The organism is Rhizobium sp. Leaf453 (genome assembly GCF_001425605.1).
In the GTDB taxonomy this organism is placed as follows: Bacteria; Pseudomonadota; Alphaproteobacteria; order Rhizobiales; family Rhizobiaceae; genus Pararhizobium.
Map to the genome: position 1 here is coordinate 337,281 of NZ_LMRG01000026.1, position 14,408 is coordinate 351,688.

Annotated in this window: 14 protein-coding genes; 4 read left to right on the plus strand and 10 right to left on the minus strand. The window is 61.4% G+C overall.

The genetic code is table 11. From position 1 onward, the window contains the following. Nucleotides 1–8: 8 nt before the first annotated feature. The 5 genes from ASG68_RS23060 to ASG68_RS23080 all read right to left on the minus strand — a co-directional run bounded on the left by ASG68_RS23060 (nt 9) and on the right by ASG68_RS23080 (nt 5,322). A complete protein-coding gene (locus ASG68_RS23060; protein WP_062602150.1) occupies nt 9–1,019 on the minus strand; it encodes an NAD-dependent epimerase/dehydratase family protein in 1,011 nt (336 codons plus the stop codon). Beyond that, nucleotides 1,016–1,456, minus strand: coding sequence for a transporter (locus tag ASG68_RS23065; RefSeq protein ID WP_062585451.1), 441 nt, complete (start codon nt 1,454–1,456; stop codon nt 1,016–1,018). The genes ASG68_RS23060 and ASG68_RS23065 overlap by 4 nt, the downstream gene beginning before the upstream one ends. A gap of 94 nt (nt 1,457–1,550) precedes the next feature. Beyond that, nucleotides 1,551–2,873, minus strand: coding sequence for an FAD-binding protein (locus ASG68_RS23070; RefSeq protein ID WP_062585450.1), 1,323 nt, complete (start codon nt 2,871–2,873; stop codon nt 1,551–1,553). After that, complete coding sequence (locus ASG68_RS23075) at nt 2,870–4,312, minus strand: UbiA family prenyltransferase (RefSeq protein ID WP_062585448.1); 1,443 nt, start codon at nt 4,310–4,312, stop codon at nt 2,870–2,872. The genes ASG68_RS23070 and ASG68_RS23075 overlap by 4 nt, the downstream gene beginning before the upstream one ends. A gap of 125 nt (nt 4,313–4,437) precedes the next feature. Beyond that, entirely contained in the window at nt 4,438–5,322 is an 885-nt protein-coding gene (locus ASG68_RS23080) for a phospholipase (protein WP_062585446.1), read from the minus strand. A gap of 236 nt (nt 5,323–5,558) precedes the next feature. On the opposite strand from ASG68_RS23080, the gene parE reads away from it, so the two are divergent. After that, entirely contained in the window at nt 5,559–7,634 is a 2,076-nt protein-coding gene (gene parE, locus ASG68_RS23085; protein WP_062585444.1) for a DNA topoisomerase IV subunit B, read from the plus strand. Nucleotides 7,635–7,843: 209 nt separating this feature from the next. On the opposite strand, the gene ASG68_RS23090 is transcribed toward parE, so the two are convergent. Next, entirely contained in the window at nt 7,844–8,302 is a 459-nt protein-coding gene (locus tag ASG68_RS23090) for a GNAT family N-acetyltransferase (protein ID WP_244484313.1), read from the minus strand. A 232-nt stretch (nt 8,303–8,534) separates the two neighbouring features. On the opposite strand from ASG68_RS23090, the gene ASG68_RS23095 reads away from it, so the two are divergent. Beyond that, a complete protein-coding gene (locus tag ASG68_RS23095; protein ID WP_062585440.1) occupies nt 8,535–8,981 on the plus strand; it encodes a hypothetical protein in 447 nt (148 codons plus the stop codon). A 4-nt stretch (nt 8,982–8,985) separates the two neighbouring features. Here the strand turns inward: ASG68_RS23095 and ASG68_RS23100 are convergent, their stop codons facing one another. Together ASG68_RS23100 and ASG68_RS23105 are read right to left on the minus strand one after the other, a co-directional pair. Beyond that, entirely contained in the window at nt 8,986–10,008 is a 1,023-nt protein-coding gene (locus ASG68_RS23100; protein WP_082478060.1) for an NAD-dependent epimerase/dehydratase family protein, read from the minus strand. 137 nt (nt 10,009–10,145) lie between these two features. Continuing rightward, nucleotides 10,146–11,285 carry a DUF2336 domain-containing protein gene (locus ASG68_RS23105; RefSeq protein ID WP_062585437.1) on the minus strand — a complete coding sequence of 380 codons (1,140 nt, stop codon included), beginning with the start codon at nt 11,283–11,285 and terminating at the stop codon, nt 10,146–10,148. A 138-nt stretch (nt 11,286–11,423) separates the two neighbouring features. Between ASG68_RS23105 and ASG68_RS23110 the strand changes: the two genes are divergently transcribed. Next, complete coding sequence (locus ASG68_RS23110) at nt 11,424–12,074, plus strand: hypothetical protein (protein WP_062585436.1); 651 nt, start codon at nt 11,424–11,426, stop codon at nt 12,072–12,074. A 9-nt stretch (nt 12,075–12,083) separates the two neighbouring features. Here the strand turns inward: ASG68_RS23110 and ASG68_RS23115 are convergent, their stop codons facing one another. Continuing rightward, complete coding sequence (locus tag ASG68_RS23115) at nt 12,084–12,686, minus strand: flavin reductase family protein (protein WP_062585435.1); 603 nt, start codon at nt 12,684–12,686, stop codon at nt 12,084–12,086. Further along, a complete protein-coding gene (locus ASG68_RS23120) occupies nt 12,686–13,270 on the minus strand; it encodes a nitroreductase (protein ID WP_062585434.1) in 585 nt (194 codons plus the stop codon). Before ASG68_RS23120 ends, ASG68_RS23115 begins: the two co-directional genes overlap by 1 nt. A 112-nt stretch (nt 13,271–13,382) precedes the next feature. Between ASG68_RS23120 and ASG68_RS23125 the strand changes: the two genes are divergently transcribed. Next, a complete protein-coding gene (locus ASG68_RS23125) occupies nt 13,383–14,405 on the plus strand; it encodes a hypothetical protein (RefSeq protein ID WP_062585433.1) in 1,023 nt (340 codons plus the stop codon). Nucleotides 14,406–14,408: the final 3 nt, after the last annotated feature.

Here is a 14,408-nt window from a genome sequence, read left to right on the forward strand (position 1 = left end):
CCCCTGGTTCATTCGGCCGGAACGGCGGATGTGTGTGCGAAAATCTTGCCGGCTTTCTTGGCGCGGTATTCGTCGTAAGCCGCAATCAGCATGGCGCCGTCGTTGTATTCAGCCTTCCAGCCCAGTTCGCTTTTCAGCTTGCCGGTCTCGCGGATGCACATTTCGTCGGCGATCAGGTACTGTTCCGGATCCATGATCGGCAGGTTAACGAAATCGAAGGCGGCGAGCGTTGCCTTGACCGCGAACGCGGGCGTCGGCAGCAGGAAAGACTTCGAACCGGCATGGACGATCAGATCGCCGAGCAGCTTCTTCACCGACGGCGGGTTGTCGGAGCCGAGATTGTAAGCTTCGTTCGGAACGCCGCCCTTCCAGGCGAGACGCGCCGCTTCGGCGCAATCGAACACCGAGATGAACTGGTAGGGGTTCTTGCCCGAACCGATCATCGGCACCGGCAGGTTGGCGTCGATGAGCTTGAACAGCTTTTCCAGGATGCCGAGACGGCCGGGGCCGATGATCAGGCGCGGACGGAAGATCGAGATATTCATGCCCTGCTTGCGCCATTCGGCGGCAAGCTGCTCGGTTGCCCATTTCGACTTGCCGTATTCGCCAAGCGGCTTTGCCGGATGCGCCTCGGTCTGCGGCGACATGACGGTATGGCCGTAGATCATGTCGGTGGTGAACTGCACCAGCCGGTTGGCGCCAGACTTCGCCGTCGCCTTCATGATGTTTTCGGCGCCGTAATAGTTGACCGGCCAGAAGAACTGCCAGCGCTTGGAGCGAACCTGCAGCGGCGACAGCATCTTGGCGGCCATATTGTAGACCATGTCGTCCGGGCCGATATCGACCTTCATGACATCATCTGGATTGGTCACGTCGCAATGGACGAAACGGGCGCGGGCATAGTGCGGCAGGTCGGACTTGGCGATATCGGCAACGAGAACTTCTTCACCGTCGTGCACGAGACGTTCTGCCAGATGACGGCCGACGAAACCGTCACCGCCGAAAATGATATGCTTCATGATGCACTCCCGATTTTAGCTGTTTTTGCACCGGCGGCCTCCAGCGACGCTTCGTCGCCATGGGAAGACATTCCGGACTGGGCAATGAGAATGGTTCCCACGCAGATGAAGCCGATGCCGGCAATGCGCCAGGCGTTCAGGTCCTCGTGGAAAACGAAATAGGCGAAGATGGCCACGGCCACATAGGCGAGGCTGAGGAATGGATAGGCAAACGAAAGCTCGACCTTCGACAGGACGAAGAGATGCGACGCCATGGAAATGACGAAAGTAACCAGTCCGGCGAAGACCCAAGGGTTGAAGACCACCTGGAAGATGCGGGCAATGAAAGTATCAGCCGTGAAGCTCAACGGACCGAGCGACAGCATGCCTTGTTTGAGCATCAGCTGTGCGGCCGCGTTTGTGAGCACGGTGAAGAGAATGAAGACGATATATTTCATGTCGATGTTCCCTGTTCCCATCCCGATCACTACACGCAAGAGCCGTATAATCCGTGAAATTCCCGCGTTTATTTAATTCAAACTTTAGCTATTCTCATTTTGGCAGGGCCAATGCCGTCCTGTTCCAGAAGTTGGAGACCATGACCGGATCGCGCAGCTCTTCGAGCTTCCGCCACTGAGGATAAGAAGAATCAAAGGTTTGCGGGCTCATGCGCGCATCCTTGTAGGGATTGATGGCGCCACCGGCCTCGATGACCATCGCATCGAGCCTGTCGAGAAGCTTAAGGGTTCGTTCACCCTGATTGGCGAAATCCAAGGTCAGGGTAAAACCCGGCCGGGCGAAGGACAGAAGGCCCGCAGAAGGCTGCGCGCCGAACTTCTTCAGGACCGTCAGGAAGGATGCATGCCCTGCCTTGCGGGCCGTTTCGAGCAGGCTCGCGGTCAGCTGCGGCGCGGCTTCGGCCGGATAGACGCTCTGGTGCTGGTAGAGCCCCTTCGGGCCATAGAGCCGGTTCCAGTGGCCGATGGCATCAAGCGGATGGAAATAGCCCGGCCATTTCACTGTCTTCACGGCCTCACCGCGCTTTTCCTTGCGGAAATACAGTTCATTGAAGGCCTTCAGCGTGACGATATTCAGGAGATTGAACGGCGGAGAGACCGGCACCGAAAGCTTCATGCCCCTCGGCATGTCCGGAAATTCGCAGGATGCATCGGCGTGGTCGCCAGCCAGCAGGACGCCCCTGCCCGCGCGTTTGCCGGTCGCCAGCTGGTCGATCCAGGCGACGGAATATTCGTGTTCTCCATCCACCCGCTCGACCATGGCAAAATAATCGTCGAGCCTGTCGAAGCGGATCGCGTGCTGCTGGATATGAGCCGACGGCACTTTCATCAGTTGCAGGTCGACCGACAGAATGAGTCCCGTCAGGCCCATCCCGCCGATCGTGGCGCGGAAGAGGTCCGGATTTTCCGTGGCCGAGCAGGTGAAAAGCTCGCCGGTGGAGCGCAGCAGCGTGAAGGCACGCACATGCCGGCCGAACGTGCCGCGGGCGTGATGGTTCTTCCCGTGCACATCATTGGCGACCGCGCCGGCTACTGTGACGGCGGCGGTTCCCGGCGTCACCGGCAGGAAGAAGCGGTGCGGGATGGATTTTTCCAGGATGCCATGCAGCGTCACGCCGGCATCGCAGGAGATGATGCCGGTGCCCGGATCGAAGCCTAGGATGCGGGTGCGCACCCGGCTTTCGATCAGGCGGCCCGCGTCGTTATGGCAGCTGTCGCCATAGGAGCGGCCATTGCCGAACGGCAGGAAACCGCCGGCAGCGGCGGCTTCAAGCAGATTGTCATAGGCATCGGGAGACACGGATTGGCGCGGGCGGCGATCGATCCGACCCCAGCTGTCAAACTGGCTATCTGTCATTGGGAACCCAAGGCACCGATCAGGACGAGCGATGCTCCGATCGCCATCGTCACGAGGCTGCGCCAGTCGCGCATGATGAAGACGACGGGGTCCTCATGCAGCATGCGGCGGCGCGCCAGCATCCAGATGCGGAGCAGCATATACAGCACCAGCGGGCAGAGCGGCCACAATGCCCAGGGCAGCGTGTACATCTCCATCATTTCCTTGCTGTGGATATAGAGCGCCAGAACCAGCGCCGCGGCGAAGGCCGAGGAGACGCCCGCCTGCCCGACCATCTCGAAATCGACAGCCATATAGCCGCGACCCGGAACCTGATGGCCATCGCGGCCATCGTATTCATCGAGTTCGACATAGCGCTTGACGAGTGCCAGGCTGAGGAAAAAGAAGATCGAGAAGGACAGGAGCCAGAAAGACAGCTCAGTATCGGTCGCGGCCGAGCCGGCGACGATGCGGACCGTATAGAGGCCAGCCAGCGTGAAGACGTCGACCAGCAGCTTGCGCTTCAGCACGAAAGTGTAGGCCGTCGTCGCAACGGCATAGAAGCCGAGTACGAGGGCGAAATCGACAGGCAGAACCAAAGTCAGCGACAGCGATGCGACAAGCAGGCAGAGCGCGATCGTCAGGCCCATCGGCACCGACATCTGGCCGCTGGCGAGCGGCCGGTTGCGCTTGGTCGGATGGCGGCGGTCGTTGGTCAGGTCTGACAGGTCGTTGATGACATAGACGGCGGATGCGAGAAAGCTGAAGGCGAAGAAGGCAAGGACGACGTTCACCATCGCATCCATCTGCAGGATGTCGTGGTTCAGTACCATCGGCACGCCGATCAGGACGTTTTTCGCCCACTGATGCACGCGGATGGACTTGAGCGCGGCCAGCCGGCTGACCTTGCCAATATCGAGACGTTCGGCATCATGCGCGCGGCGCCACTTTTCAGCGGCGGCATCCGGGGCAACGACAATCGCCTTGCGGGCGGCGTCGAACACCGGCACGTCGTCGCGGCTGTTGCCCATATAGTCGAAACCGCCCTCCCCGAACATTTCGACCAGCTTGTCACGCTTGCGGTGGCTGGTGAGATTGTGTTCGGGCGAACTGTGAATAACCGAGGAAAAGACACCGGTATGGGCGGCAACGCCGCGCGCCACGCTTTCGGCAGCACCAGTGACGAGGATGACGCGCCGGCCACTCGCATGTTCACGCTTCAAGCGCTTCAGCACGGCTTCGCGATAGGGCCAATCGGCGGGCTGCCGGCCCGAGCGGGCAGCAACCTCGTGCTTCAGCCGAGCCTTGCCCTTTGCCGCCCAATAGAGCATGGCAAACAGCATCAACGGATTGCGCAGGAGAATGATCGCCACGCCCTCCCAGAGCGTATCAGCGGCGATCAGCGTGCCGTCGAGATCGACGCACAGCGGAATATGCCGTGTTTCTGTTCGAGCGTCCATGAATCCCATCCCGATAATAAGTGTCGGGACGATCCCATGATGTGCTTTCGAAAAAGCAAACGATGCGGGTGCCGCCGTTGCAAAACTGCGGCGGTGGTTAACAATTCCCGGAGACGTGGAAAGTATTATTCCATGCCGATCCAGTTCAGTGTATCGCGCCAGTCCGTCATGCGGATCGGCGTTCCATGCGTTCCGGTCTGAAACACGACCATGCGCGTCGGATAGCCTGCCGCCTTGAGGCCGCGATAGAATTTGACCTGGCCGAGGACGGGATAAACGTTATCGGCCCCGCCATGGCTGAAGAAGACCGGCAGCTTGCGCTTGTAGGCAGCGCTGTTCTTGAACTCCGGGTCGGAGGGGCCACCCATGATCATCATCCCCGTCAACGCCGCCGATGCCGCCGGATCCCGCGCGATGCCCCAGCAGACGATGCTTCCCATCGAGGCGCAGGAGAGCACGATCGGCCGGCCGGGCGACTGCGCCTGCGCGTAACCAATCAGCGCGGCGACATCGGCGACGCCGACATCATCGAATGAGGGAACGCTTGCGGAATAATAGACGCCGCCATTGCCGACGGCCAGGTTCTTCAGCCGGTTGAAATTGCCGCCGAAGATCCAGTCATTGGCGCCGAGACGCCGGTCCCCACCCCGGCCATGGATGAAGATGACGGTGAAGGCGGCGCCCCGCTCTTGCCCGACGCGCACCACATCGATATTGCGTCCGCCGGCATTGACGGTTTCGAAGGATTGTTCCTTTTTTACGCCGAGCGACACATAGGGACGCGTCACCTTGCGCTCGGGGATTTCGTCGCGGCCGTGCAGATCCCGCATCTTGTCGTAGTCGATCACCAGATAATCGCCGTTGTCGCCGGTTTCCAGAACCGTGCCATAGGAGAACAGCTCATCCTTGAACGGCTTCAACTGCGCGGCTGTGGCCGGACCTGAGAGCATTGCGGCCAGGATCAGCGTCGGAACGGTCCGGAAAACCAAATGAGCTGTGGACAGGTGCATTCTCGATGTTCCTCTTTTGATCCAAGCCTTGCCATCGGACCTTCCGCAACGCAACAGTTGGGCTTATTGAAGGCTTGATCGGCGCATCTGCAGGCACCCGAATGACCAATGGTCGCTCCGACGCCCGGACTCTGGCACAATGAGTCTGGCAGAATTCCGCCGATTCGCGCAGATATTCATGTGGTCCTGTCCCCATATCGACCGGGCCGCCACACGGAAAGTACCCTGAACAGACTATGACCGACAGCGACGATCTCTTTTCAGCAATGCCTCTGGTGCCCAAGCCTGCGACCGAACCCGTGGTCCCCAAGCCGATCACCGCGCCTGTGGCGGCACCCGTCGCCGAACAGCGCAGCGGCGCATCAACGACGCTGAAGGCGGATACCGGCGACTACAACGCCTCGGCCATCGAGGTTCTCGAAGGCCTCGAGCCAGTGCGCCGGCGTCCGGGCATGTATATCGGTGGCACCGACGAAAAGGCGCTGCACCATCTGTTTGCCGAAGTCATCGACAACTCGATGGACGAAGCCGTCGCTGGCCACGCGAACTTCATCGACGTGCATCTCGACGCCGAAGGCTGCCTGTCGGTCACCGACAACGGTCGCGGCATCCCGGTCGAGAACCATCCGAAATTTCCGGGGAAGTCCACACTCGAGGTCATCATGACCATCCTGCATGCGGGCGGCAAGTTCGACAGTAAGGTCTACGAGACTTCCGGCGGTCTGCACGGCGTGGGCGTCTCTGTCGTCAACGCACTGTCGGACCTTCTCGAAGTCGAAGTGGCGCGCAATCGAAAACTCTATCGCCAGCGTTTTTCGCGCGGCATTCCGCAGGGTGGGCTGGAAGAACTGGGCGACGTCCAGAACCGGCGCGGCACCAAGGTCAAGTTCCATCCGGACCCGGACATTTTCGGCGCGCACATGAAGTTCGAGCCGGCCCGCCTGTTCCGCATGGCCCGCTCCAAGGCGTATCTGTTCGGCGGTGTCGAAATCCGCTGGTCCTGCGATCCCTCACTGGTCGAGGGCACCGACACTCCGGAAAAGGCTGTGTTCCACTTCCCGGGCGGTCTCAAGGATTATCTGCAGGCAACGATGGGCAAGGAGTTCACCGTTACGCGCGAAATCTTCGCCGGCAAGACGGAGAAGACCGGCGGCCATGGCGCGCTCGAATGGGCTGTCACCTGGTATGGCGGCGACAGCGTTGTGCATTCCTATTGCAACACCATCCCGACGCCGGAAGGCGGTACGCACGAGGCCGGCCTGCGTATCGCGCTGACCAAGGGCCTCAAGGCCTATGCGGACCTGACGCAGAACAAGCGGGCAGCGATCGTCACCACCGAAGACGTGATGATCTCGGCCGCCGGCATGCTGTCGGTCTTCATCCGCGAGCCGGAATTCGTCGGCCAGACCAAGGACAAGCTGGCAACCGTCGAAGCCCAGCGCATTGTCGAGAACGCGCTGCGCGATCCCTTCGACCACTTCCTCGCCGACAATCCGGGCGAAGCGCAGAAACTTCTGGAATGGGTGATCGAGCGTGCCGACGAGCGCGTCCGCCGCCGCAAGGAAAAGGAAGTCTCACGCAAGTCGGCCGTGCGCAAGCTGCGCCTTCCCGGCAAGCTTGCCGACTGCTCGCAGAACTCGGCCGAGGGCGCCGAACTCTTCATCGTCGAAGGGGATTCGGCTGGCGGTTCCGCCAAGCAGGCCCGCAATCGCGCCAACCAGGCGATACTGCCGCTGCGTGGCAAGATCCTCAACGTCGCCAGCGCCGGTCGCGAGAAGCTCGGCGCCAACCAGCAGATCAGTGACCTGGTGCAGGCGCTCGGTTGCGGCACACGCTCGAAATATCGCGAGGAGGATCTTCGCTATGAGCGCGTCATCGTGATGACCGATGCCGACGTCGACGGCGCCCATATCGCATCCCTGCTGATCACCTTCTTCTACCAGGAAATGCCGGAACTCGTTCGCGGCGGCCATCTCTATCTGGCCGTGCCGCCGCTCTATCGCATCACGCAGGGCGCAAAGACGCTCTATGCCCGTGATGACGCGCACCGCGTCGAGCTGATGGAAACCGAGTTCAACGGCCGCGGCAAGATCGAGATCGGCCGCTTCAAGGGTCTGGGCGAAATGATGCCGGCGCAATTGAAGGAAACCACCATGGACCCTTCCAAGCGCACCCTGCTCAAGGTCGCGATAGATGAGGTCGATTTCGAAGGCACCCGCGAAGCCGTCGATAACCTGATGGGCACCAAGGCCGATGCCCGCTTCCGCTTCATCCAGGAACGGGCGGTGTTTGCCGAAAACCTGGATATCTAAAGCACATCGCGATCTTTCAGATTCGCTTCCTGTGCTGTAGCCCTTTTTTTTTGCGCATGTCTTGATCCCGAAACCGGTAACCACGTTCGGGAGACATGCTTTAGACGAAGGCCTTCGCAGCTTGAATCAACAAGCTGCTGGATTGATTCAGTTTTCCGCTCCAACTGACGGAGCGGAAAGGGTTTTCCGGATTGGAGCCTGACTCTGCGTCAGGCGATCTTCTTTTCCATGAACAGGCTGAGTGGGTCCGGCTGGTAGCTGCCGAAGGGGCCGATGTCGGCATAGCCCGCGGTGCGGTAGAGGCCGATGGCTTCGGGCTGGTGGATCCCGGTTTCGAGGCGGATCGCCGAGAGGCCGGCAGCGCGGCCGTGGGTTTCGATGTACTCCAGTAACCGGCGACCGATCTTGAGGCCGCGCGCCTGCGGATCGACGAACATACGTTTTATTTCGGCGGTGCCGTCGCCGGCATCGACCAGCGCACAGCAGCCGACAACCTCGCCGTCGTGGCGCGCGACGAAGAAGGCGACGGATGGTTTTTCGAGTGTCGAGACATCAACGAGGTGATTGCTCTCGGCGGGATAGAGCGACGCCGCATAGGCGTCGGATTGTTCCAGCAGGCGCAAGACGGCGGGCTGACGGGGCGGCTCTTTCTCAATGGTGACGGTCACTTGGCAGCGGTCCTTGAAAGATCGATTCATGCGGATGCTTAAATCTTAGAGGCAGATTGCCTGCGGCGACAGACGGCAAATTTTGCGGCGCCCTCACCGCTCGAAACGCTCGGAAACAATTTGTTTCGAAGGTTTTACGCCTTCGCCTTAAATCGGAACAAAGCCCTGTTTACCCCCGGGAACATCAAGCGCGCCACGAAAGGCCGCCAATCCAACCGGAGACATAGGCCCGATGGTTCCTGCCCTGGTCATCATGACGATCCTCGGATGCGACGACAGCGTCACCCAATGCCACTACGTTTCGACGGTGAGCGGCACCTGGGCGACCATCTCCACCTGCGATGCCGAGTCCGAAAAACAGCTGCCGAAATTCTCCAACAGCAACTACCCGGTGATCGTCGCCGTTTGCGAGACATCCGACAAGCAGATGGCGAAGACAGAAGACCCCGCTCCTTCGACCCTTGCCGGGCCGCTACCGATGGCGACGCCGGACGCGCAGGCGGACGCCGTCCCGACGCCACCGGAGACCGAGGCGCAGCAGCCCAGCCTGCCCCGCCGGACGCTGGCGCTCGTCAGCGGCGCCATGCCGGACACGTCGAAGCTACGCCAGGCGATCACCAAGCCGGTGCACTATATCGAGGGCGGCTATTCCTGGGTGGCCCGCAAGTTTACCCGATAACGCTTCAGACCAAGCCGGCGGCAATCAGGCTATCTGCGCTGGCGCGAATGGCGTCCGCTTCCGGCCGGGGCTTCCAGCCCAGCATGCGACGGGCCTTGTCGTTGGATACTCGCGCATCGCGGCCAAGTTCTGCGACAATCAGCTTCAGGCCGGGATCGAAACGGGACGCGATGCCGGCGAGCCAGTTTGGCAACACGAAGCGCGGAATCTTACGGGCATAGGCCGGGTAATCGTGCCGCAGCACAGTGGCGATATCCTTCACCGACAGCGTCTCGCCGGCAATGATGAAGCGTTCGCCCACCGCCTCCTCGACTTCGAGTGCGCGAACATGGGCATCGGCGACATCGCGCACATCGACCACCGGCACGCGGAAATCAGGCAGTACCGGATAGCGACCCGTCATAAGCGCGCGGACGAGGCCGACCGATGTTCCGTTTTCAGCGCCGAGGATCGGACCGAGGATCATGCTGGGATTGATCACGGTCAACTGCAGCCCGCTCTCGCGGGCGAAGTCCCAGGCCGCCTGCTCGGCGAGCGTCTTGGATTTATAATAAGCCGTTGCCAGCGGGCTGTTGATGTCGGTCCAGTCCGCCTCTGTGAACGGTGGCTTGCCCCTTCCATAGCTGACGGCGGCGGTGGACGAGGTCAGGACGACGCGGCGCACATCAGCATCCTTTGCAGCCCGCAGTACCCGTAGTGTGCCTTCGCAGGCCGGTGCGATCAGGTCGTTTTCATTCTTCGGAACCTTGGAGGGAAACGGTGATGCCGTGTGGATGACATCGGTTATGCCGGAGAGAGCCGCCGCCCAGCCATTATCAGACAACAGATCGGCCGCGACGAAGGTGAGCTTTCCACTGGCAGCACCGTCGGCCGAGCGGATTGCCGTCTCGACGGCCTTTGTCCGTTTCAGGGAGCGCAGCGTGCCGCGGACGTCGTAACCGGCGGCGAGCAGTTGCACGGCGACGTGGCGGCCGAGAAAGCCGCCGATACCGGTGACGAGGACCAGTCCTTTCGTTTCAGCCTGCATGAACGCCATCCCTCACCGATTCTATCCCTGTGACTTTCTCAGTCCGGACGGGCTTCGGGAAGACCGAAACGAGCGGGGAAACGGAAAACGGCGCGGGAATGCCGCGCCGTTCCATCACGGTATCGCGGCAAACCGGCTCAGGCGGCTTCCCGGGCGGCCAGCAGCGCGTAATCGCGGGCGGTCTGGCGTTGTTCGGCGATCGAGAGTTTTTCAATGATCTCGGCGAGGCTGCCGGATGCTTCCGGGCGTGAGAACCCACCGCGCAGCTTTGACAGAAGAACCGACGAGATCGAGGCGGTCGCCCCTTGGGAGCCGACGCGGTTTTCGCGGCGCCACAACAGCATGGCGTCGGCGAAGAGAGCGCTGACATCGCGGCCGAGGCCAGCGCTTTCGAACAGGGCGCGAATGGCGTGGATGCGGCCATCGGAGAGGATGGAACGGACGCGCTTTTCGGCCATGGCAGAAAGATTGACGATGGCTGCGGCGAAAAAGTCGATCTTGCCGGAGCAAAGGGCATGCAGCAGGAAGGCTGGAGTCAGGCGGCCGGTGACGCGCAGATGCTCGACCAGCGCCGGGATTTGATCGGCTTCGGTGGAGCCGGCCATGGAGACGGCGGCGCGGTCGCAGGCCTCGCGGGTGATACGCTCGACGCGGCGTTCGCCGATGGCCGACTGGACCAAACCGAAGCCCGACAAGGCCGCACCGACCTTTTCGACAAGGGTTTGTCGAGCGTCGGCGGGAAGGTCGTCACGCTCCAAAAGGTGGTTGCGGACGGACCAGAGATGACCAAGCCGATCGCTCAGCCGCTTCAGTGTGCGGCAGGAAAAGCGCGCCTGATCGTTCTCGAGCAGGATGAGCACTTCTTCCTCACCGCCGATTTCAGCGATCGCCGCTGCGACCGGGAGAGGCATCATATGGCGGGCGGCAATGACCGCACGGGTTTCCGGCGTCCCCTTGGCGGCGATATCGACCAAATCCATGTCGGTCAGGACGGGCGAACAGGAGATGACAGCATAGGCTATTTCGGGCTGGTCTTCGGCAAGGGACAGGACGATCGAGCGGGGAATGCGCGAGCAATCGGCGATGGCTTCAGCGAGCGAGAGACGAACTTTCGGCGAGGGATCATCAAGCAGGAAAGTCATGGCCATTTCGGCGGCGTGGAAATCGAGCGTATTCATTTCCGCTGTCGCATAGGCACGGCCCAGAGCCTGCGCGGCCTTTACCCTGTCACTTGTTTTCGCGGTTTCCACCCAGCGAAGAAATGCTTGAATGATCACTGACGCCTCACTACACACCAACCAGCCACATCATGGTATCCACAAGATTACCGATGAAAGGTTTAAGATTGGTTCACCATGTCCGTTAACCGCTTCGCCATGAGTTCGACGGCGCTTTGCGCAAGGCCAGAAGCGTTGATGCGAGTGGGTCTGGCGGACGGATCGCGGGTGATCGTCGATCTCAGTGGCGACTGGATGACAGAGAAGGCGTGGAGCGCGGCGCGGGATTTCCTCAATCGGCCTGGCGCGCAGGCCCTTACGCTGTTGCGTATCCGCAGACCGGACGATGATGCGGAACTGGAGGCTCTCGCCCGTCTGGCGGCCTTGCGCCCGTCCGGTTTTGTTCTCTCGGCTTGCCGGAATGCGGCCGATATCCAGATGCTTGATGTGATGCTGCGGGTGGCGGAAGCGGAGCATGGGTTCGACGCAGGATCGATCGCGATCGTTGCCGAAATTGGCGGAGAACCCGAATTCTTCCTGTCACCGAATTCACTGCGGGGTATGTCGCAGCGGCTTCAAGGCTTGCTCTTCAACACGCAGGCCTTGACCGAGGCGACGGCGAGCGAGGCATTCAACGAAGCCGCTGGTCGCGTCGCCGCGCCGTTGCTGTTTGCTCGCGCCACCGCCGTGCTGAAGGCCCACGAGGCTGGCCTGTCCTGTCATGCGCTTGTCGGCGACAGCACACTTTCGGGCGATTCTCTGCGCCTTTGGCAACGGACCGGTCACGCCGACGGATTTGCAGGTGTCGTTGTGCGGACGATGGCGCAACTCACCGAACTCACCGCCTGACCACCTGCCCTATCGCTTCGGCCGGAACATCTCGAAGACATCGCCGGATTCGCAGTAATCCATATAGCCCAAGCGGCCGACCGGCCGGGCCTTGGCCATGTCGAAGCGGCCGTCGCGGATCGCTTCCTCGCGGATATGGATGGCGACCACCTGGCCGATCACCATAAAATTGTTGGAGAGCGTGCCGTCGAGCGCCTTCGGCTGGAACATCTCCGTCACCTTGCATTCGAGTGCCGCATAGGCCTCGGCAACGAAGGGTGCGGCGACCAGTCGGCCCTTGACCGGCGTCAGTCCGGCAAGCTCGAATTCGCTCTCGCCGCGGGGGGCGGGAACCGACGTCATGTTCATCGCGTCTCGCAGGTCATAGCTGACGAAATTGGCGGTAAACTCGCGGGTTTCCTCGATATTGCTGACCGAATCCTTGCGGCCGGAGGACGAGAACATCACCAGTTTCGGGCTATCGCTGATGGCGTTGAAGAAGGAATAGGGCGCGAGATTGAGACGGCCATCGGCGCCCTTCGACCCGATCCAGCCGATCGGCCGGGGCGAGACGATCGCCTTGAACGGATCGTGGCTCAGTCCGTGGGCGTTTTCACCGGTCTCATAGAACATCAGGCGTCCTCGCCAACCCAGGTGACGATGTCGGCAAGTTCCGGGCGCGGGCGCTCGGTCGGCGGCACCTGCGGCGTGCCGATATGGATGAAGCCGGCAATCTTCTCGCCCGGCTGGACGCCGAGCAGCGGATAGGCCTTTTCATCGAAGGCAAACCATTCAGTGAGCCAGTTCGAGCAATAGCCGAGCGCATTGGCCGCCATCAGGAGGTTGAGGCAGACGGCACCGGCCGACATGACCTGTTCCCATTCCGGGATCTTGAAGTGCGGCGCCGCCTTGCTGACGACGGCAACGACAACAGGCGCGCGGGTCAGGCGGGTGTTTTCCACCAGGATCATTTCTTCCGACAGGTCCGGCTTGGCAGCCAGCGCCATCACGGCAAGCTCCTTGCTCAGCCGCACCCGCTCCTCGCCGCGATAGACGATGAAGCGCCAGGGGGCGAGCTTGCCGTGATCCGGCACGCGAGAGGCAAGCGTCAGCATCTCTTCGATCTCGGCCGTTCCCGGCCCCGGGCCGGTCATCTGGAAGGCCGGAATGGAGCGGCGGGTGGTCAGATAATCACGCAGACTGATTTCAGTTTTCATCGCTGTTCATTTCCACTAGTTTGCCACCGCACGTCGCCGTCGCAGGGGTAGCCACGAAATTGCCATATCGGCGCTTCAAGTGGAGCCACACACTCAGGATGTCAACTCTCTCATGCGCATCAAGACCGTTCACTTTCGTGGGACAATCGCGGCACTGATCTTCGCGACAGGCACGGGAGCGCAGGCCCAGGATCAAGCCCAGCAGGAGGCCGATCCGTTCAAGAGCTTCCCCACCATTTCCTCGCCGCAGAAGATGCCGAAGCTCAACGCCTTCAATCCTCAGATACCGGGTGACGCGACGCAGGGAACGACGGCGAAGGACATCCAGCTCGAGGCGCACCTGACCGAGAAGGGCAACGCCGTCGAACAGGGCCTGACCTGGCGCGTGTTCAGCCCGATCCCAGGCTCCGACGGCAAGCTGCCGCTGGTGGCAACGTCGGAAGGCGGATCGGCGGCTTTCCAGCTGGTGCCCGGCGAATATTTCGTCAACGTCGCCTTCGGACGCGCCGGCGCAACCCGCAAGATCAGCGTAACGGAAGCAGGGCTGACGGCCAAGCAGGTGCTCGTGCTCGATGCCGGCGGTGTCATGCTGAACGCGGTATCCGGCAGCGATGTGCGCATTCCCGCAGGCGAACTCAGCTTCTCGATCTTCTCCTCGGATGTGAAGGAAGACGGAGAGCGCGGGCTTGTCGTTGCCGATGTCAAGCCGAATACGGTGATCCGGCTGAACAGCGGCACCTATCACGTCGTGTCGAACTATGGCTCGGTCAATGCGGTGATCCGCGCCGATATCCAGATCGAGGCCGGCAAGCTGACCGAGGCAACGATCCAACACCGCGCCGCCAAGCTGACGTTGAAACTGGTTTCCGAACCGGGTGGCGAGGCGATCGCCGACACCGCCTGGTCGATCTTGACCTCATCCGGCGACGTCGTCAGCGAAAGCGTCGGGGCTTTTCCGACGCTTGTTCTGGCCGAAGGCAGCTATACCGCAATTGCCCGCAACAACGAGAAGATTTTCCAACGCGACTTCACCGTCAAGGCGGGCGTCAATACCGATGTCGAGGTGCTGCTGAAGGATACGGCACAGCAACCAACATCCAATGCGGCCAGCGATACGTCCGACGCCCAGGATTAAGAT